The 20,066-nt window shown below is 62.0% G+C and carries 17 protein-coding genes; 8 read left to right on the plus strand and 9 right to left on the minus strand.

The window, feature by feature from the left end:
• Nucleotides 1-75 precede the first annotated feature (75 nt).
• From GO014_RS08825 to GO014_RS08835, 3 genes are all read right to left on the minus strand, one after another.
• Entirely contained in the window at nt 76-891 is an 816-nt protein-coding gene (locus tag GO014_RS08825; protein WP_157290016.1) for a DUF2189 domain-containing protein, read from the minus strand.
• A gap of 140 nt (nt 892-1,031) precedes the next feature.
• Nucleotides 1,032-2,303: an O-acetylhomoserine aminocarboxypropyltransferase/cysteine synthase family protein gene (locus GO014_RS08830; RefSeq protein WP_157290017.1), complete on the minus strand. Its 1,272-nt coding sequence runs from the start codon at nt 2,301-2,303 to the stop codon at nt 1,032-1,034.
• Nucleotides 2,304-2,415: 112 nt separating this feature from the next.
• Entirely contained in the window at nt 2,416-4,038 is a 1,623-nt protein-coding gene (locus GO014_RS08835) for a glycoside hydrolase family 43 protein (protein WP_157290018.1), read from the minus strand.
• Between the two features lie 171 nt (nt 4,039-4,209).
• Here GO014_RS08835 and GO014_RS08840 point away from each other — a divergent pair, with 171 nt between their 5' ends.
• On the plus strand, nt 4,210-5,286 hold the full coding sequence (locus GO014_RS08840) for a PAS domain-containing protein (RefSeq protein WP_157290019.1): 1,077 nt from the start codon (nt 4,210-4,212) through the stop codon (nt 5,284-5,286).
• Nucleotides 5,287-5,326: 40 nt separating this feature from the next.
• Here the strand turns inward: GO014_RS08840 and xylA are convergent, their stop codons facing one another.
• The 3 genes from xylA to GO014_RS08855 form a co-directional block, all read right to left on the minus strand.
• Nucleotides 5,327-6,634, minus strand: a complete 1,308-nt coding sequence (gene xylA, locus GO014_RS08845) for a xylose isomerase (protein WP_343030873.1) — start codon at nt 6,632-6,634, stop codon at nt 5,327-5,329.
• The gene (gene xylB, locus GO014_RS08850; RefSeq protein WP_157290020.1) at nt 6,631-8,094 is read right to left on the minus strand and encodes a xylulokinase; all 1,464 of its coding nucleotides are present in this window, start codon (nt 8,092-8,094) and stop codon (nt 6,631-6,633) included. Before xylB ends, xylA begins: the two co-directional genes overlap by 4 nt.
• A gap of 302 nt (nt 8,095-8,396) precedes the next feature.
• Nucleotides 8,397-9,440 carry a LacI family DNA-binding transcriptional regulator gene (locus tag GO014_RS08855; RefSeq protein ID WP_246204528.1) on the minus strand — a complete coding sequence of 348 codons (1,044 nt, stop codon included), beginning with the start codon at nt 9,438-9,440 and terminating at the stop codon, nt 8,397-8,399.
• A gap of 160 nt (nt 9,441-9,600) precedes the next feature.
• On the opposite strand from GO014_RS08855, the gene GO014_RS08860 reads away from it, so the two are divergent.
• Nucleotides 9,601-10,611 carry an aldose epimerase family protein gene (locus tag GO014_RS08860; protein ID WP_157290021.1) on the plus strand — a complete coding sequence of 337 codons (1,011 nt, stop codon included), beginning with the start codon at nt 9,601-9,603 and terminating at the stop codon, nt 10,609-10,611.
• A 95-nt stretch (nt 10,612-10,706) separates the two neighbouring features.
• Entirely contained in the window at nt 10,707-11,414 is a 708-nt protein-coding gene (locus tag GO014_RS08865) for a helix-turn-helix transcriptional regulator (RefSeq protein WP_116587638.1), read from the plus strand.
• A 9-nt stretch (nt 11,415-11,423) separates the two neighbouring features.
• On the opposite strand, the gene GO014_RS08870 is transcribed toward GO014_RS08865, so the two are convergent.
• Entirely contained in the window at nt 11,424-12,833 is a 1,410-nt protein-coding gene (locus tag GO014_RS08870; RefSeq protein ID WP_157290022.1) for a helix-turn-helix domain-containing protein, read from the minus strand.
• Nucleotides 12,834-12,984: 151 nt separating this feature from the next.
• Between GO014_RS08870 and GO014_RS08875 the strand changes: the two genes are divergently transcribed.
• The 3 genes from GO014_RS08875 (at nt 12,985) to cfa (ending at nt 15,896) form a co-directional block, all read left to right on the plus strand.
• Nucleotides 12,985-13,212, plus strand: coding sequence for a hypothetical protein (locus tag GO014_RS08875; RefSeq protein ID WP_116587636.1), 228 nt, complete (start codon nt 12,985-12,987; stop codon nt 13,210-13,212).
• Nucleotides 13,213-13,412: 200 nt separating this feature from the next.
• A complete protein-coding gene (gene aceA, locus GO014_RS08880) occupies nt 13,413-14,708 on the plus strand; it encodes an isocitrate lyase (protein ID WP_157290023.1) in 1,296 nt (431 codons plus the stop codon).
• A gap of 72 nt (nt 14,709-14,780) precedes the next feature.
• Nucleotides 14,781-15,896 carry a cyclopropane fatty acyl phospholipid synthase gene (gene cfa, locus GO014_RS08885; protein ID WP_157290024.1) on the plus strand — a complete coding sequence of 372 codons (1,116 nt, stop codon included), beginning with the start codon at nt 14,781-14,783 and terminating at the stop codon, nt 15,894-15,896.
• Between the two features lie 45 nt (nt 15,897-15,941).
• Here cfa and GO014_RS08890 read toward each other — a convergent pair whose 3' ends face one another.
• Both GO014_RS08890 and GO014_RS08895 read right to left on the minus strand, forming a co-directional pair.
• The gene (locus GO014_RS08890; protein WP_157290025.1) at nt 15,942-16,394 is read right to left on the minus strand and encodes an NUDIX domain-containing protein; all 453 of its coding nucleotides are present in this window, start codon (nt 16,392-16,394) and stop codon (nt 15,942-15,944) included.
• Nucleotides 16,395-16,409: 15 nt separating this feature from the next.
• Nucleotides 16,410-17,936: a YifB family Mg chelatase-like AAA ATPase gene (locus GO014_RS08895; protein ID WP_157290026.1), complete on the minus strand. Its 1,527-nt coding sequence runs from the start codon at nt 17,934-17,936 to the stop codon at nt 16,410-16,412.
• 187 nt (nt 17,937-18,123) lie between these two features.
• On the opposite strand from GO014_RS08895, the gene GO014_RS08900 reads away from it, so the two are divergent.
• Both GO014_RS08900 and GO014_RS08905 read left to right on the plus strand, forming a co-directional pair.
• Nucleotides 18,124-18,960 (plus strand): glycoside hydrolase family 25 protein, encoded by an 837-nt coding sequence (locus GO014_RS08900; RefSeq protein ID WP_157290027.1) that lies wholly within the window; start codon nt 18,124-18,126, stop codon nt 18,958-18,960.
• A 101-nt stretch (nt 18,961-19,061) separates the two neighbouring features.
• On the plus strand, nt 19,062-20,054 hold the full coding sequence (locus GO014_RS08905; RefSeq protein ID WP_211198461.1) for an SPFH domain-containing protein: 993 nt from the start codon (nt 19,062-19,064) through the stop codon (nt 20,052-20,054).
• Nucleotides 20,055-20,066: the final 12 nt, after the last annotated feature.

Raw genomic sequence — 20,066 nt, forward strand, 5'->3', positions numbered from 1 at the left:
CCCGGACCTTAGGCGGTTCGGGATCAAAATCCAACCGGGCCGAACAAGTTTGTCCCGTTCGTTTTGCGGCGCAAATCAGGCATCGCGGATGAGCGACACCGGCTCGACCAGCTTGCGATAGAGATGCCAGGTGGCGTGGCCAAGGATGGGCAGCACTACCGCCAGGCCGACAAAGAGCGGGATGGAGCCCAGAAAGATACTGGCGCCCACGATGACGCCCCAGCCCAGAAGCGGCACGGGGTTGGAGATCACCGCCCGGAACGAGGTTTCGACGGCTACATAGGCTCCCACGTCACGATCGAGCATCAGGGGGAAGGCGATGACCGTGGTGCACAGCACCACCAGAGCGAACAGGGCGCCCAGGCCAGTGCCGATCGCCAGCAGCGTCATGCCGGCCGGTTCCGTCAGGATCTGGGCGAGCAGGGCATCGAGCGTGCGCGGCGGCGAGGCACCAAACAGGGTCTCATAAAGCGCCTGGGCGCTAGTGAGCCAGAGAGTGAACAGCACGAATAGCATGGCGCCGACGGCCAGTATGGAACCGATAGCGGGCGATTTCAGCACGCTCATGGCGTCGCGCCAACTTGGATTCTCTCCCATTTCGAGCCGGCGCGACACCTCATAGAGCGGAAGGGCGGCGATGGGGCCGACCAGGGCAAAGCCACCGACCAATGGATAGAGCAGGGTCCAGGCATGCCAGCCATTCATCCAGACCGTGAGCACGATGCCGATGATCGGATAGATCAGCATCAGCAGCACGTAATGGCTGGGCTTGGCCCAGAAGTCTGCCGCGCCGCGCCGCAGCACGCCGCCAAGATCGGCCAGGGAAATCTTGTGAATGACCGGCATGTCGAGCTTGTCGCCGACACCGGAAATGACGTGCATTTTGGCCATGGGCATCACTCCTCCACAAAGGAGGCCGCAGCACTTGCGAGTGGCGCATGACAGGCGCGAGACGCAATATGGCGCGACCGCTATGCCGTCATACTATGCCCAGAACCGGGAGCTGTCGCCCCCGGCTCAGGTGAATGTGATCAGGCCTTGGCCAGCGCCTGATCGATGTCAGCAATGATGTCGTCGACGTGCTCGATGCCGACCGAAATGCGTACCAGATCCTCCGACACGCCGGCATTCTTGAGCTCTTCTGGCGAGAGCTGGCGATGGGTGGTGGTGGCGGGGTGGCACGCCAGCGACTTGGCGTCTCCGATGTTGACCAGGCGCAGGATCATTTGCAGCGCATCGATGAAGCGGGCACCGGCATCCTTGCCGCCCTTGATGCCGAAAGAAAGAATGCCAGAGCCCGACCCCTTGGAGATCTTGGTAGCCGCCGCATGGTAGGGGCTATCGGGAAGGCCGGCATAATTGACCCATTCCACCTTGGGGTGACTTTTCAGATGCTGGGCAACCTTGAGCGCGTTTTCGCAATGGCGCTCCATGCGCAGGCCCAGCGTTTCGAGGCCCTGCAGGATCATGAAGGCGTTCATCGGCGAGAGCGCTGCGCCGGTATTGCGCAATGGCACAACGCGCGCCCGGCCGATATAGGCCGCAGGCCCCAGCGCCTCGGTATAGACCACGCCGTGATAGGACGGATCAGGCTCGTTCAGAATGGGGAAGCGCTTGGCATTGGCCTTCCAGTCGAATTTGCCGCTATCGACGATGACACCGCCGATGGATGTACCGTGACCGCCGATATATTTGGTCAGCGAGTGCACCACGATATCGGCACCGAAGTCGAAGGCACGGGTCAGGTAGGGAGTGGCCACCGTGTTGTCGACGATCACCGGCACACCGTGGCGATGGGCGATCTCGGCGATCTTTTCGATGTCCACGACATTGCCGGCCGGATTGCCGATGGATTCGAGGAAGACGGCCTTGGTTTTCTCGTCAATGGCCTTTTCGAAGCCATCATAGTCGTCATGGCTGACCAGCCGGGCCTCGATGCCCTGGCGGGGGAAGCTGTGGACGAACAGATTATAGGTGCCGCCATAGAGCTGGGAGATCGAAACGATATTGTCGCCAACCCCGGCAATGGTCTGGATGGCATAGGTGATGGCGGCCATGCCCGAGGCCAGGCCCAACGCGCCGATGCCGCCTTCCATCTCGGCAATGCGTGCCTCGAGCACGGCCGTGGTGGGGTTCATGATGCGCGTATAGATATTGCCCGCGACCTTGAGATCGAACAGGTCCGCGCCATGCTGGGTATCGTCGAAGGTGTAGGAAGTGGTCTGGTAGATGGGCACGGCGGCCGCCTTGGTGGTGGCTTCCGATTCATACCCATGGTGCAGGGCGATGGATTCAAGTTGCATTATTTGCTCCCTTTGACTCGCGGACGCCAAACTTGCCGGTTCGCCCGGAAATGACAAGGCGCAGGAGCGACACTTCGTCCTCTCCCGCGCCAAGACGTTGAAATAGGTGTGCTTAGCTCAGCGTATCGATCTCGTAGCGGTCGGACGGGTCGCGCACCGGCCGATAGGTGAAGTTGTCGAAGTGGGCCGGGCTCGCGGTGCCGTTGAGATCGTTCGCCGCCACGCCGACAAAGGCGCCGGTGAAGCTGCCATGCGCCTGATGGCCACCGCATTCGTCCGACAGGATCGACGCATCGAGGACCGGGCCAATGGGCTGCAATTCCTGGCCTTCCAGCGCATAGAAGAATTGCAGCGCCCTGCCGCGGATGGTCAACGCCAGTTTGACCTTGCCGGTATTGGGGATCTGCACCGGCTCGGCCGGGAAGCTGAGATCGCCATCGGGCCAGGAAATTTCCGAGCTCATCAGCAAGAGTTCACGCTGGCCGTCCGAATGGGCCGTCACTGCCAGATAGAAGAAATTGTAGCGGCTGTAATAAGCGGTCAGCCCGGCCATGGTGCGCTCATCAGTGGCGGCAAAATCGACCACGGTCTCGGCATCATAGGAGAAATGCTGCTGGCGCCGCGCCACTAGCGCCTGTTCGAACCAGGAGCCGATGGATTCGCGTCCGAACAGGGTCAGCTTGCCGCCTTCCGTGGAGAAGATGCGATCAGGCTCGGGGGTGCGCAGCCACTGGAAATCGATGGGCAGGCCGTTCTCGAACGTGGAGTGCTGTTCGGCCCAGTACTTGTTCTCGTCACGGGTGCCGGGAACCTCGACATGCAGCGATGGAACGGGACCGCCCTTGACGTAGAGCCAGTCATCTTCGCCCCAATAGGCTTCCTGAATCGCCGTCTCGCGGCCCAGCACACAACGACGTTCCTGGGTGGTGGGGCGGCCGGTCAGATGGACGAGATAGAGTTTGCCCTCTGGCGTTTCCACCAGGTCACCGTGGCCCGAGCGCTGCAGCGCGGCAAGCGGGGCGTCCTTGCTGGTCAGGATGTGCTTGTCCGGGTGGGTTTCGTAGGGCCCGTCGATGTTGCGGGAACGAGCGAAGGTGCAGGCATGGTCATAGGCCGTGCCACCCTCTGCGGTCAGCAGATAGTACCAACCGTTGCGCTTATACAGGTGAGGTCCCTCGACAAGCTTGAGATCGGTACCCTTGTAGATGTTCTTGACCGGGCCAATGAGCTTGCCGGCCTTGGGATCGAATTCCTGCAGGGCAATGCCGGCAAATTTCAGCGGCCGTGTGCGGTGATCCCATAGCATGTTGACGAACCACTTGCGGCCGTCGTCGTCGTGAAACAGGGACGGGTCAAAGCCCGAGGAATTGATATAGATCGGGTCGGACCAGGGGCCCTCGATGTTGTCGGCCCAGACGATGTAGTTATGGGCATCCTTGAACGAGCCGTCCTTGCGTTTCACATCGGTATAAACCAGCCAGAACTTTTCCCCGTCATGGGTGAGGCACGGCGCCCAAACACCGCAGCTATCTGGATCGCCGCGCATGTCGAGCTGAGAATTGCGCGTCAGGGGCCGGGTGAGCAGCTCCCAGTTGGCAAGATCCTTTGAGTGATGGATCTGAACGCCGGGGAACCACTCGAAGGTGGAGGTCGCAATGTAATAGTCCTCGCCGACGCGAAGGATGGACGGGTCCGGATTGAAGCCGGGGAGAATGGGATTTGTCAGTTGGGGCATGAATTTTTTCTCCGGTGCGACAAAAATGCCGTTGGTGCGTTATTGCGGGTTGAGAGGTAGACAAGGGGACCCAAAAGGGCGTGAAACCGCGCCGGACAGTGCCCCAATTGTCTGGAATAGCGTCAAAGCCAACGGCCGGTGGGCCAGTTGGTCCAAGAGGGAATAAACGCCGTGGACCTTCACATTCGCGAGTTGAGCTACTGGAAGAACGTCAAGTCCAAGATGCGACTGCAGCCTTTTGTGCACGCAGTCGAATCGAGCGCAGTCCCGATCGCCATTGCCGATCCATTCGAGCCCGATTGCCCTCTGGTATTTGTCAACGACGCCTTTCTTACGCTGACCGGGTACACTGAAGACGAGGTGCTGGGCCGAAATTGCCGGTTTTTGCAGGGACCGGACACGCGGGACGCGGACCGGCTGATCCTGAAAAAGGCGGTGCGGGATCGGGAAACGATCAGCCATGAAATCCTCAACTACAAGAAGGATGGCACGGCTTTCTGGAACGAGCTGCACATGGCTCCGATGCTCGATGACGCCGGCGAATTGCTCTACTTCATCGCCACCCAGGTCGACATTACCGAGCGGGTGGAGCGGCAGGCTGGTTTGCAGCAGGCGCTGGACGAGCGCACCGAGGCGCTGCGCAACCAGGCGGCACGCACCCATCACATGGCGCAGGAAATGACCCACCGAGTGCGCAATTCCCTGGCGTTGATACAGGCCATGCTGCGCATGCAACTCTCGAGTCTCTCCGACGGCACAGCGCGCAATGCGCTGGTGGGCGCCCTGAGCCGGATCCAGGCCATTGTCGAAATTCAACGCATTATCGAGCATGCCGATCTCAACACGCGCATCGACATCGGACAGATCGTCGGCTCGATCTGTGACAAGCTCGACCACATCAATCGTGCCCATGTTGTGGCATCCGCCGACAAGATCGAGATCAGCGAAGACCTCATCACGCCAGTGGCGCTGATTGTCTCTGAACTTGTCACCAATGCGCAAAAGCATGCTTATGGGCCCGAAGATGGTGGCGTCATTGTGGTCTCTGCCCGGCGGCGGCCGAACGGGATCGAATTGTGCGTCCGCGACGATGGCTTTGGCATCCCGGAAGGCTTTGATCCCAAGGCAAGTAAAGGCTTTGGCATGCGAATGCTCATGCAACAGATATCGCAACTGGACGCGACCCTAGAGGTTGAGCGGCTAAGCGAGGGGAGCCGCTTCACGGTGTTCATTCCGCACACCGTCTAAGATCCGTCGGCCCCGCGGTTGGGGGCCGACGGAAATGTGACTAGACGAACCGGTTGACCAGGTTTTCGAGATATTCCTGACGGCCCGAGCGCGGCTGGGGATTGATGGCATCGGCATCGACCTTGGCGGCGATATCGGCGAGGCTCAGCTTGCCAGACAGAATATCCTTGCCCAGACCATTGTCCCAACCGGCATAGCGGTCATCGAGCAGTTTATCGAACTCGCCGTCTTCGATCAGGGCGACCGCGCCCTTGAGGCCGCGGGCCAGGGTGTCGAGGCCCAGAATGTGGCCATGCAGCAAATCCGCGGGGTCAAGCGACTGGCGCCGCACCTTGGCGTCGAAGTTGAAGCCGCCCTTGCCCAGGCCGCCCTGCTTCAAAATGTAATAGAAGGCCAGGGCCATCTCGCCCGCATTGTTGGGGAAATGATCGGTGTCCCAGCCAGACTGCAGATCGTTGCGATTGGCGTCGACCGAGCCGAGCATGCCCAGCGACGAAGCGACGGCCAGTTCATGCTCGAAGGAATGGCCAGCGAGGAAGGCATGGCCGACCTCGATATTGCACTTCACCTTCTTTTCCAGGCCGTATTTCTGCAGGAAGCCGAAAACGGTGGCGACGTCGTAGTCATACTGATGCTTGGACGGTTCCTGCGGCTTGGGCTCAATGAGAATCTGGCCCTTGAAGCCGATCTTTTCGGCGTGCTCGATGACCAGGTGCAGGAAACGGGCCATCTGGTCCTGTTCCTGGCCGATCTTGGTGTTGAGCAGGGTTTCGTAGCCCTCACGGCCGCCCCAGAGCACATAGTTTTCGCCGCCCAGCTCATTGGTCAGCTCGAGTACGGCCTTCACCTGACCAGCGGCATAGGCGAAGATCTCAGGGTCGGGGTTGGTGGCGGCACCGGCCATATAGCGGCGATTGGAGAACAGATTGGCCGTGCCCCAAAGCAGCTTCTTGCCAGTTTCCTGCATCTTGGCGGCAAGGATATCGCCGATGACGCGCAGGTTCTTGTTGCTCTCGGCCAGCGTGGCGCCCTCGGGAGAAACGTCCACATCGTGGAAGGCGTAGTAGGGCACATCAATCAGGTTGAAGAACTCGAAGGCCACATCGGCCTTGAGCTTGGCCCCTTCCATGCCCTTGTCGAACCAGGGCCGGTCGAAGGTGCGGCCGCCAAACGGGTCGCCGCCTTCCTGGGCGAAGGTGTGCCAATAGGCGATGGCCGGGCGGATATGGTCTTCCATCCGCTTGCCGGCAATCACTTCGTCCTTGTTGTAATGACGATAGGCCAGCGGATTCTTGGAAGTCGGGCCTTCATACTTGACCTGGCTCAACCCTTTGAAAAAATCGGTCACGAATTTGCCTCCTCAATGGCAGGATAAAGGGCGCGATAGCGCGCATATTGATCGGAGTAGGCGGCCGACAGGGAATTGTCGGGCGCGATAGTGGTCTTGATCGGCGGCATGGACATGACATCCATCGGATCGGCACCGGTGGCGGCACAAAGCCCCAATCGGGCCGCGCCCAGTGCACCGCCGAAATCGCCGTCCTCGGGCAGCGCAATTTCCATGTCGAGATTGGTAGCCAGCATTTTGAGCCAGAGCGGGGACTTGCTGCCTCCGCCGACCGCCAGCAGGCGATTGATCGAGGTGCCGGCATCGGCCAGCACGCGCTGGCAATCGCGCATGGCAAAGCTGACCCCTTCCATCACCGCCTGCGCCAACTGGGCCGGATCGGTGGATTGGGAAAGACCAGTGAACGAGCCACGCGCAGCCGCATTATTGTGCGGGGTCCGCTCGCCCGAGAGGTAGGGCAGGAAGATGGTTTCGCCCGGTCCCTTGAACTGCGCCTCGGCTTCGCCCGAGAGTTCCGCCTGTTTCCTGCCGGTGATGCGGGACAGCCAGTTGAGACTGTCCGTCGCTGAAAGGATGACGCCCATCTGGTGCCAGGTGTCGGGGATGGCATGGCAGAAGGCGTGCACCGCCCCTTCGGTATTGGGACTGAATGTCTCGTTGGAGACAAACAGCACGCCCGAGGTGCCCAGCGACACGAAGCCCTCGCCGGGCCGGACCGCGCCGATGCCGCAGGCGGCCGCCGCATTGTCGCCAGCGCCGCCGGCCACCACGACAGTACCCGACATGCCCCAGCGCGCCATCAGATCAGGCTTCAATTGCGCCGAGACGGCCGAGCCTTCGACCAGGGACGGCATATGTTCGCGGTCAAGGCCGGTGACGCCCAGCAGATCTTCGGACCAGTCGCGTTTGGCGACATCGAGCCAGAGCGTGCCCGCGGCGTCGGACATCTCTTCGACATGCTCGCCGGCCAGCAACAGGCGAACATAAGCCTTGGGCAGCAGCACCTTCTTGATGCGGGCATAGATTTCCGGCTCGTGCTTGCGGACCCAGGCGATTTTCGGAGCGGTGAAACCGGGCATGGCGATATTGCCGGCGAGATCCCGCAAATTGGGCAGTTCCGCTTCCATCTCGGCGCATTCGGCCGCCGAACGTCCGTCATTCCAGAGAATACAGGGGCGCAGCACCGTGTCATTCTCGCCCAAAAGCGTCGCGCCGTGCATGTGGCCGGACAGGCCAATGCCCTTGACCGCCGCCAGCGCCTCGCCATGGCTCTGCTTGAGCGTGTCGATGGCGCCCAGCGTGGCCGTCCACCAATCGGCGGGGTTTTGCTCGGACCAGCCGGGCTGGGGCCGCACCGGCGCGACAGCAGGCGCCGAGGCATCGCCCAGCGCCTTGCCGTTCTCGTCGATCAGCAGCGCCTTGACCCCCGACGTGCCGATATCAATACCGAGAAATGTCATGAGGCACGTACCTCATGCACGATTATGCAACTCATTCGAACGTCCTCCCGCCCGTTTCGGGCCGCGCCGATTTGGTGATTGGCGCCGTGTTTAGCGCAGATTGTCGCGCAGGAAAATCCCAATTTCAATGCTTAGGACTGTCCAGAAGGGCAAATCGCTCCTGGGGAGCGATTTGAGAGAGGAAGGCCATGAGAGCTTGGAGCGGCCCGGAGGGACAAATTGCGCCAGTGGCGCAATTTGAGTGCACAAGGCTCGAATGGCTCGCACGATGCTGTCCAGGTCAAGGCGGACTGGTCCAACTGTCAGCGCAGATTGTCCCGCAGAAAAATCCCGATCTCAATGGGGTCGGTGATCGCCGTCCGCGATGCGTCCAGCGCCAATGCGCGGGCAGCGGCAATGGCCTCGCGGATTTCGCCATCCGGATTCTGGTCGAGCACAACATCGATGGCGCCGCTCGCCAATCCGGCTCGGGTGGGCGCGGTCAGCTCATGGGCAATCACACGCAGATTGCCGCTGCGCCCGGACGCCTCAAGCGCCGATACCAGCCCGGCATTGCCGGCACCAAGATTGTAAATACCGCCAAGATCGGAATGGTCGGCCAGCAGGGCCGTAATGATTTCTGCGGTCTCGGTGCGTTCGTCATGGCCTTCCAGCGGACCGATGATCTCAAGCGCGGGAAATTCTGCGCTCAGGGCCGCGCGAAAGCCATCGAGCCGCTCGGCATGGTCGCGCAAATGCAGCGAGCCAGCCACCACCGCCACCTTGCCCCCCTGGGGCAGAAACCGGCCCATCAGGGAGGCCGCGGTGCGTCCGGCGGCCACATTGTCGATGCCGATGAAATTGCGGCGCGCCGAAGCGGGCAGGTCCGACACCAGGGTCATCACCGCAATGCCGCGACGCTGCGCGGCGTCGATAGCAGCGAGCACTTCGGGCTCATCACTCGAAACGATCACCGCACAATCGCATTCACGCGGCGCGAGCTGGTTGAGGCTTTCGGCCAGCGCGGCGGCATCGAGCGCCCGGACCCGGCGCAGATCGAGGTGGATACGGTCGGCCAGTGCCAGAGGCGAGCGCCGATGCACGGCTTCGGCCAGGCTGTCCATGAACTCATTGGAGCCATCAGGAATGAAGAAGACCACGCTGAGATCGCGGGCCCGGGCCATCAGCGAGGCATTGAGATCGCGGGCAAAGCCCAGCTCGGCAATGGCCTGTTCGACTTTTTCGGCAGTCGCGGCCCGGACGCCAGGCCGACCATTGAGCACCCGGTCGACCGTGGCCAGTGAGACCCCTGCGGCACGGGCCACATCATGCACCGTTGCCCGTCGCCTGATCGTCTCTTCACTCAAATCCGCTTCCCCACCAACAGCGCGCAAATGGCGTTCCGCCATGCGCTTTGATGCCAGCACACTTCCCCACGCCTTGCGCAAAGGTCAAGTGCAGCGTTGCAGCAGAGGGGCGAATAGCGCTACAGCTCCGCGCCGAACAGATGGGAAGGGGACAACCGCCATGGCAGTCGCAGTTTCAGGTTTCGGTGAGCACAACGGGCAGCGGGTGGATCAATTCCGCCTGACCAGCGATACCGGGGTCAGTGTCGACATTATCGGCTATGGCGTGGTGGTGCGCGACTGGCGGGTGCCGGTGGCCGGAGGTGAACGCTCTGTCGTGCTGGGTTTTGACCAGTTCGAGGCCTATCCCGCCCATAGCCCGCATTTCGGGTCGCTGGCCGGGCGCGTAGCCAACCGGATCAAGAATGCCAGCTTCGAGCTTGATGGTGTGACCTATCAATTGTCGGCCAATGCGGGCGATTTGCAGCTACATGGTGGCGAAGAGGGGCTGGGACGGCAGGTGTGGCAGGGCCAGATCGACAGCGCCAACAATGCGGTGCGTTTCACCCATTTCTCGCCCGACGGGGCCATGGGTTATCCTGGCAATGTCAATTTCGCCGCCACCTATACGCTCAACGGCAATCGGCTGCGGCTCGAATTGAGCGCAACTACTGACCGGGCCACACCGATCAGCCTGGTACAGCACCAGTATTTCAACCTGGGCACCACCGATGACGTGCTCGACCACAGCATTCAGGTCAATTCCTCGGCCTATACCGAGTTGGGCCCGGATCTGGCGCCCACGGGGGCTATCCTGCCTTCAAAGAGCACCATCTATGACCTGCGCCAGCCGCGCACCATGCGCGACGCCAATGGGGCGCCGGTTGATTATGATATCGGCATGGTGCTCGATACCGGCCGCAAGCTGGCCGATCCGATCGCCAGCGTTGTCTCACCCGACCAGGTGCTGACGCTCAAGCTCTGGAGCGACCGGCCGGGCGTGCAGGTCTATAATGGTGTCTGGACCGAGGTGCCGGTGCCGGGCCTCAATGGCAAGCGCTATGGCAAGCATTCGGGGTTCTGCCTGGAAGACCAGGCCTTTGCCGATGCTGTGCACAATCCGCATTTCCCCAATGTCATCTATTCGCCCGACCGGCCCTATAGCCATTGGTGCGAATTCGAGATCGCCTGACGCTATCTGTTCGGTGTTGCTGACGCGGTCTGTCAGCCCAAGTGCGCATGGTCCTGCCGGTAACGCTGGCAGGAGACCACGATGGAGGGACGCCTATGGACAAGACCGAGCGGCTGTTTTCGATCATGGACGCGCTGCGGCGGCATCGGCGGCCGATTACGGCTGCGGCGCTGGCCGAAGAGCAAAATGTGTCCGTGCGCACGCTCTATCGGGATATCCAGACCCTTATCGGGCTGGGCGCGCCGATCGATGGGGAAGCAGGGGTCGGCTATATGCTGAAGCCCGGCTTCTTCCTGCCGCCGCTGATGTTTTCGCCAGAAGAGCTCGAAGCGCTGGTGCTGGGCGCGCGTTGGGTGGAGACCCAGCCCGATGATGGCTTGAGCGCGGCGGCGCGCAATGCGCTGGCCAAGATTGCCACGGCTTCGCCGGAGGATCTGCGCGACCGGATCAGCGATACCGCGCTGTGGCCGGTGGCCCTTTGGGGGCAGCGCAAGCCTATTCCGGTGCTGGGCGATATTCGCCTCGCCATGCGCCAGGAAAAGGCCGTTACCATTGACTATGAAGACGAGCAGGGGCGCCCGACCAGCCGCACGATCTGGCCGGTGGGCCTGGCCTTTTACGAGGGCAAGCAGACCATTGCCGCCTGGTGCCTGCTGCGCCAGGATTTTCGCAATTTCCGCACCGACCGGATTGTCTGCCTGACCATAACCGAAGAGCGCTATGGCAAGCGCCGCGCAGTTCTGGAGCGCGAGTGGCGCCAGAGCTGGGACCAGGACCGGCGCACTCACGAGAGCGAAGGCTAGCTCCGACCGCTAGCTCATGCGCGCATAAAGGCTTTCGGGGCGGATATTGTCATCCAGGCGGAAGCGGTGATCGGCTGGGGGATGCGCCCTTTGCCCGCATTCGAGGCGCGGGCAGATGCGGCACCCGACGCCTATCGGCACGGTCTGCAGGTCCGATGTGAGGTCCATGCCGTCCGAATAGATCATTTCCCTGGCATGGTGAATCGCGCAGCCCAGCCCGATGGAGAGATAGCGGCGGGGCGCGTTGTAGCGGTAGTCACCCTTGGTGATAGTGCGCGCAATGCAGAAATAGCGCTGCCCATCCGGCATCTGGCTCAATTGCACATTGATGCGCTCGGGCGCGAGGAACGCCGCATAGACATTCCAGCGCGGGCAGGCGCCCGAGTGGCGCGGAATGTGAATGCCGGAAAGCGAGAAGCGCTTGGAGATATTGCCCGCGATATCGGTGCGCACGAGATGCAGTGGAATGCCCGATGCACCCTTGCGTTGCAGCGTGGTCATGCGGTGGCAGATCTGTTCGAAGCTGGCACCAAAGCGGCGCCCCAGCCGGTCGATATCGTAGCGATAGTCGCGGCAGGCCCTGAGAAAGGGCGCATAGGGCATGATCAGCGCGGCGGCGAAATAGGCCGATAGCACATTGCGCGCCAGCAGGGGCGCATCACCTTCGGGCAAATCAGACTGAGCGATAATCTCGCCGATCTCGGCTTCGGCCGCCAACTGGCCGAGATGCTGGGCGAGCAGGAAGTTGGCGGTTTGGGGCGGCAGCAGGTCCGAAACCAGCAAGTGACGGCGCGCCGGATCGAGCTGGCGGGCGATGCTGTGGGGCAGGGAGGCCAGCCGCACCTCGAGCCCGAAGACGTTGAACAGATAGGCGCGAATGGCCGCATCGAAACTGTCGCCGGCATTGTCGATGTCGGCGCGGACACGTTCGGCCGCTTCTTCCAGGGCCGGAAAGTGGTTGGCATTGACCTGCAGGAAGTCCGAAATGGCGTCGGTGGCGAGGTGGAAGGGTTCCGCCTCGTTTTGGTTCCGTGAAACCGGCGTCCCGGCCGTTGCCAGCCGGTAGCGGTCATAAAGTTTTAGCACGGCACGGGCCGCTGCCGGATTAGCCTGGGCCAGATCGCGGATTTCGAGATTGGTCACATCGCTATCGGCGAAGATGTCATCACCAAAAGCCTCCATCAGATCGCCGACCAGCCGCCCTTCATCGCCATCGACCAGCTCGCCCGGTTCGACACCGAAATAGCCGGCAATGGAGAACAGCAGCGGCACGGTAAGTTTGCGTCGATTGTGCTCGATCAGGTTGAGATAGCTCGAGGAGATGCCCAGCGCCTGGGCCAGGTCGGCCTGATTGAGATGGCGCTGGCGCCGCAGCCGCTTGATGCGGCCGCCAACCTGGCTTTCGGCTGTTTCAACCATGTCTTCCTCCGCATGAACTTTACAGACTTTACAATTCTGTGTCCAGAAATTGACCAGCGATTTACAGGTTTACTGGTGCTTCTGCGGTTATTTCTTGCATGTCTGCGCCATTTGTCAAATCTTTACAGACATCGAGCGAGGAGAATTCGAAATGACCCCCATCACCGAGCAACGCGACGAATACATCACCATCATCGCCCCCACCGCCAATGAGGCCATGGCGCAGTTCAAGGCCCGTGGCCTGGCTGCCCAGGGCTATTCCATCGCGGGCCGCATTGGCCGGCACCAGTTCACCCTGGTGGGTGGCGAGGATGCCCAGGAGCTGTTTTCCGGCGCCGGCATGATTGCCGCGACCTTCTGCCGGCGCGCGGCAGTTTAGAGATCAGGCTGCAGACCCATTCGGCTATCGCCGCCGGCTCCGCCTCTCGAGCGCAGCTCTCGAGGCCTTCTCGACTAAATTCGCTCCACTGGAGCGAATTTGCGGCAAGCCGCCGGCTCGAAGTTTCACGTGAATCCATACTGCCTTCCGCCCGTGCGGCGGAACGGCTCCGTCATGTCAACATTTTGAGGAGAGACGACATGCTCGACAAACCAGCCCATCCCGAACATTTCCCGACGCCGGACTATGCGCCGGATCGCTGGGACAATATTGTCCGCAATTACACCCCGGCCGATGTGGTGCGGCTTGCCGGATCGCTGCCGATCCGCCATTCGCTGGCCGAACACGGGGCGAAAAAACTTTGGCAATTGCTGCACAGCGAGGAATTTGTGCCAACGCTGGGGACCTTTACAGGCAATCAGGCGGTGCAGCAGGTCAAGGCGGGGCTGAAGGCGATCTATCTTTCCGGCTGGCAGGTGGCCGCCGACGCCAATTCCTCGGGCAATATGTATCCCGACCAGTCGCTTTATCCGGTCGACAGTGTGCCCACGGTGGTCAAGCGGATCAACAAGGCGCTGCAACGGGCCGACCAGATTCAGACCATGGAAAGGGCCGACGGTATCGCCACGACCGATCACGACTTCTTCGTGCCGATCATCGCCGATGCCGAGGCCGGCTTTGGCGGCGCGCTCAATGTGTTCGAATTGATGAAGGCCATGATCGAGGCCGGCGCTGCCGCCGTGCATTTTGAGGACCAGCTCGCTTCAGAAAAGAAATGCGGGCATCTGGGTGGCAAGGTGCTGGTGCCGACCAGTCAGTTCGTGCGCACGCTCAATGCGGCGCGGCTGGCGGCCGACGTCATGGGGGTGCCAACACTGATCATGGCGCGTACCGACGCGGAAGCGGCGCGGCTGATCACGTCCGACATCGACGATTATGACAAGCCTTTCGTCACCGGCGAACGCACCGCCGAAGGCTTTTACCGGCTCAAGGGCGGGCTGGATTGCGCGATTGCCCGAGGGCTGGCCTACGCACCCTATGCTGATCTGATCTGGTGCGAGACTTCCAAGCCGGATCTGGGGGAAGCGCGCAAATTCGCGGAAGGCATCCGCAAGGACTATCCCGACCAGATGCTGGCCTATAACTGTTCGCCGAGCTTTAACTGGGCCAAGCATATGGGCGAGGCGGAAATGGCGGCATTCCAGCGTGAGATTGCCGCCATGGGCTACAAATACCAGTTCATCACCTTGGCCGGTTTCCACAATCTGAGCCTGACGACGTTCGAACTGGCGCGCAGCTACAAGCAGGACGGCATGGCCGGCTATTCGCGCCTGCAGCAGGCCGAATTTGCCGCCGAAGCTCACGGCTTCTCTGCTGTTCGGCACCAGCGCGAAGTAGGCACCAGCTATTTTGACGCGATTTCCATGACGGTCACCCAGGGCCAGAGCGCAACCACGGCGATGGCTGAATCCACGGAAACGGCGCAGTTCCATTAAGCCAAGTCCCGCTTGATCGGCAAAGCGCGATGGGTCTAGGATTTCTTCCCAGCTCATTGCGCCTTGTCGCTCATGTCGTACGCCGCCAAACGTTTCGTTCTGGATCAACTCGACCGTGCCGGGATTGTCACCGGACCTGGCCCGGATGCCGATGTCACAATCCATGACGAGCGGCTATACGCCCGCCTGTTGCGGGACGGCACGCTGGGGCTGGGCGAAAGCTATATGGATGGCTGGTGGGATGCCGAACCGCTCGACGCGCTGTTGTTCAAGCTTGCCGCGGCGCGGGTCCAGGATACCTTTCCCCGCGACCTGCCGCTGATTGCCAGCACGCTCAAGGCGCGCCTGCTCAACATGCAGCGGCTGCGGGTGCGCGAGGTGGCCGAAAAGCACTACGATCTCGACAACGATCTCTACGCAGCCATGCTGGACAGGCGCATGGTTTATTCCTGCGCCTATTGGGCACAAGCCGACACGCTGGAGGCGGCACAGGACGCCAAGCTCGACCTGATCTGCCGCAAGCTGGGGCTGGAGCCGGGAATGGCTGTGCTCGATATCGGCTCGGGCTGGGGTGGGTTCCTGCATTTTGCCGCCGAGCGCTATGGCATTTCCGGGCTCGGCGTCACCGTGAGCCAGGAACAGGCCGACTATGCCAATGCTCACGGCCAGGGCCTGCCGGTGGAAACCCGGCTGATGGACTATATTGCGCTTGAGGGTCAGTTCGATCGCATCGTCTCGATCGGCATGTTCGAACATGTCGGCTACAAGAATTACCGCGACTATTTTGACAAGGCACGGTCACTGCTCAAGCCAGATGGCCTGTTCCTGCTGCACAGCATTGGCGGCAATGTTTCAACCACCCATGGCGACCCCTGGGCAGAAAAATACATCTTTCCGAATGGCATGCTGCCTTCGATTGCCCAGATCGGGGCAGCCGTGGAAGACCTGTTCGTGATGGAGGACTGGCACAATTTCGGGGCCGACTATGATCGGACGCTGCTGGCCTGGCGCGCGCGGTTCGATGCGGCATGGCCTGAGCTGTCGCAACGCTATGACGAACGCTTCCGCCGCATGTGGCGCTATTACCTCTCGGTCTTCGCCGCCCTGTTCCGCGCTCGGCAGATCAATCTCTGGCAGATCGTGCTTTCACCGGAAGGGGTGCCGGGGGGCTATCGCCGGGTGAGCTGAGCGTGATTCACGTGGAACATTTGTCCACAGACTTATGCACAGAGCTCAAAAGATTGACTGCCTGAGGGGCAGTTTGATCGGGGCCGGAAAGCCAGTCTTCAGATCATCCCAGAAACGGTCGCGCAGGACTTCGGGGAAGACATGGCCCTGGGGCAGGGTCTCGCGTGCAAACCAACCTGCTTCGCTGATGGACTCGCCCTCGGCAGGATTGGCCGAAACATCGATCTCGCCCGAAATATAGTCGGCGAGGAACCAGAATTTGACGATGCGGCCCCAATCATCGACCAGTTCGTCGATATAGGCCAAGGCGCGCGGCTTGACGCGGATGCCGGCCTCTTCAAAGGCCTCGCGCTCGGCCGCTTCGCAGAGTTCTTCGGCGCCCTCCGCGCCGCCACCGGGGCCCGCCCAGAAGTCATGTTTGTTCGCCCGAAAGTGGCGCACCAGCAGGACGCGGTCATCGCGCAGCGCCAGCACGCCGGCGGAAATGCGGTGTTTCATCGGGTCCTCGCGCGCTCAAGCGGCCCCGAAGCTCAGCCGGTAGCTCAGGGCTTCGGCAATATGGGGCCGGGCGACCTTATCGGAGCCCGCCAGATCGGCAAGGGTGCGCGCCACCTTGAGCACGCGGTGATAGGCGCGGGCCGAAAGATTGAACCGCTCAGCGGCCTGGAGCAGCAAGGACTGGCTCTCGCGATCGGGCTCGACCAGTTTTTCGATGAGGGCGGCCGGGGCCGACGCATTGGTGAGGATGTGACCATGACCCGCATCGGCAAAGCGCCGGTGTTGCCGCTCCCGCGCGGTGGCAACACGTTTGGCAACATCGGCCGAGCTTTCCACCACGCCCGCAGACCCGATCATGTCGACTGCGCTCACCGCCGGTACATCGATGCGGATGTCGATGCGGTCGAGGAAGGGGCCGGAAACCCGCGCCTGATAGTCGCCTGCACAGGCCGCACCGCGCTTGCAACTATGGCCCGGCGTGCCGGCCATGCCGCATTTGCAAGGGTTCATGGCCGCAATGAGCTGGAACCGCGAGGGATAGGAAACCCGCGCATTGGCCCGGGCAATCACTGTCTCGCCGCTTTCGAGCGGCTGGCGCAGGCTGTCGAGCACATTGGGCGCAAATTCGGGCAGTTCATCGAGAAACAGCACGCCATTATGCGCCAGGCTGGCTTCGCCGGGCCGCACTTTCAGGCCCCCGCCCACCAAAGCAGCCATGGAGGCGGAGTGATGGGGCGCGCGAAACGGGCGCCGGTCAGACAGGGCGCCACCAGCCAGCTCCCCGGCGATGGACTGGATCATCGAAATGTCGAGCAGTTCGCGGGCGGAAAGAGGCGGGAGAATTGAGGGCAGGCGCGCGGCCAGCATGGACTTTCCTGCGCCCGGCGGCCCAACCATGAGCATATTGTGCCCGCCGGCCGCGGCGACTTCGAGCGCGCGCCGCGCCACAGCCTGGCCGCGCACATCGGCAAGGTCGGGCAGGTCGCCGGGCGCGATCAATTGACGGACCGGCTGGGGGCGTGCCTGCAATTGATGGCCGGTCAGATGATTGGCCAGTGCGACCAGGCTGTCCACAGCAATGATGTCGACATCCTCCCCGGCCCAGGCAGCTTCCGCGCCGGAGGCCCGCGGACAGATAATGCCCATGCCCTTGGCACTGGCGGCCATGGCGGCGGGTAAAACGCCGCCGACATGGGCAAGGCGCCCGTCGAGCCCCAGTTCGCCCAGCGCCATATAGCCCTCGAGCGCATCCTGCGGGATGGCGCCCAGCGCGCCCATCAGAGCGAGCGCGATGGGCAGGTCATAATGGCTGCCTTCCTTGGGCAGATCTGCAGGCGCCAGATTGATGGTAATGCGCTTGGGCGGCAGGCCGAGCCCGGACGCGGTGAGGGCCGCGCGCACCCGTTCGCCGCTTTCGCGCACCGCCTTGTCGGGCAGGCCGACCAGCACCAGCGCGGCCAGGCCGGGCGCAATATGGGCCTGCACATCGACCGGAACGGCCTCTATGCCCTGAAACGCCACAGTCGTTACGCGGGTGACCATCGGCCCTTGCCCCCAAATGCCGGGCCTGACGCTAGCAGATCGTTAACCACCCAGCAAGAACGAAGAGCGAACGGAAGATGGCCTGTTAACCATAGGCGCTGCCACACTGGTTACCCTAAAACTCCATTAACCGGCCCATGTTGATTCAAGATGGAATTGTCCTAGTTGCGTTTGGGTGTTTTCCAGAATGGTCCTGTCCCTGTCCCGCTCTGCCTCCGCCGCGTTGCGCGGCGCCGTGATGAGCCTCGCCGTGGTGGCCTTGGCTGCCTGTGGCAGCATGGGTGGTCTCTACAACGCCATTCCCGGTGACAACCGGCCGCATTCGGGCGTCGACCGGGCGCGGTCCATGCCGATCCAGGGGATCGATGTAGCGCGCTATCAGGAGAATGTGGATTTTGCCCGGGCGCGTGCGGCCGGCACGCATTTCGTGTTCATGAAGGCCACCGAGGGCAAGGACTATATCGACCCCAATTTCCGCCTCAACTGGCAGCGGGCGCGCGATGCGGGCATGCCGCGCGGCGCCTATCACTTCATGACCTGGTGTTCGCTGGCCTCAGAGCAGGCGGCCTGGTTCACCCAGAACGTGCCCTACGATCCAAGCGCCCTGCCACCGGTGCTGGACCTCGAATGGAACAATCATTCGAGCTGCAAGGTCAAACCGAACAAGGCTGACGCACTGGAGAAGATCCGGCTGATGCTCGACGTCATGGAGCGCCATAGCGGCAAGCTGCCGATCATCTATACCGACATAAATTTCCATCGCGACATTCTGGCCGGCGAATATTTCCCCAATGCCTTCTGGCTGCGTTCGACCGCCGCCGAGCCGCATGAGCGCTATGAGAACCGGCCTTGGACCTTCTGGCAATATACCCAGACCGGCGTGGTGCCGGGCGTGCGCGGCGAAGTCGACCGGAACGCGTTCTACGGCAGCACCGAGGACTGGCTGATGTTCCTGCATACCGGCTGCGATCCGCGCGCCATTGCCGCGCTGCGGGCAACTGGACGCTGTCTGCCCTCAAAATAGGGGGCGATTTGGCGCTACCCAACCGGCTTGTCGCCGCATAAAGTTGCGCGGCGAGTTGGGCATGGAGGGCTGGGCCGATGGGCTTTCTCAACGATTTGGGGCTGGACGGTCTCAGCATCACGCTGATCGGGCTAGGCATATTGCTGGTGCTGGTGCTGTTTGCCGGCGCCAAGACCGTGCCGCAGGGCTATAATTTCACCATTGAGCGGTTCGGCAAATATACCCGCACGCTCAAGCCCGGCCTCAATCTGATCGTGCCGTTCATCGATGTGATCGGCAAGAAGATCAACGTCATGGAGCAGGTGCTGGACGTTCCCCACCAGGAGGTCATCACGCGCGATAATGCGACGGTGACCGCCAATGGCGTGACCTTCTACCAGATCCTGGATGCCGCCTCGGCCGCCTATGAGGTGACCAATCTCGAACACGCCATTCTGAACCTGACCATGACCAATATCCGCTCGGTCATGGGCTCGATGGACCTCGATTCCCTGCTCTCCAATCGCGACGAGATCAATGACCGCGTATTGCGGGTGGTCGATGCGGCCGTCTCGCCCTGGGGTGTCAAAATCACCCGTATCGAAATCAAGGATATCGACCCGCCCAGTGATCTGGTGGATTCGATGGGCCGGCAGATGAAAGCCGAGCGTGAGAAACGCGCCACGATTCTGGAAGCCGAAGGCCGGCGGCAGGCCGCCATTCTCAAGGCCGAGGGCGAAAAACAGGCCCAGGTGCTGGAGGCCGAGGGCCGCCGCGAAGCGGCCTTCCGCGATGCCGAGGCCCGAGAGCGCGCCGCAGAGGCAGAAGCCAAGGCAACTCAATTGGTGTCCGAAGCCATTGCCGCGGGCAATGTGCAGGCAATCAACTATTTCGTGGCCAACAATTACATCAAGGCGCTGGAAAAAGTGGCCACTTCGCCCAACCAGAAGCTGCTGATGCTGCCGGTCGAAGCGTCCAGCGTGATCGGGGCCATTGGCGGCATTGCCGAGATTGCCCGGGAAACCTTTGGCGCGGAAAAGCCGGTGCAGCCGCGCGCAACCAGCCGCCCGCCCGCCAGCGCACCGTCCGCAGCGCCGCCTCCCGCGCAGGACTGATGGGAGCGCGTT

Origin of the sequence: Devosia marina, from assembly GCF_009758415.1 — a bacterium.
Lineage (GTDB): Bacteria > Pseudomonadota > Alphaproteobacteria > Rhizobiales > Devosiaceae > Devosia > Devosia marina.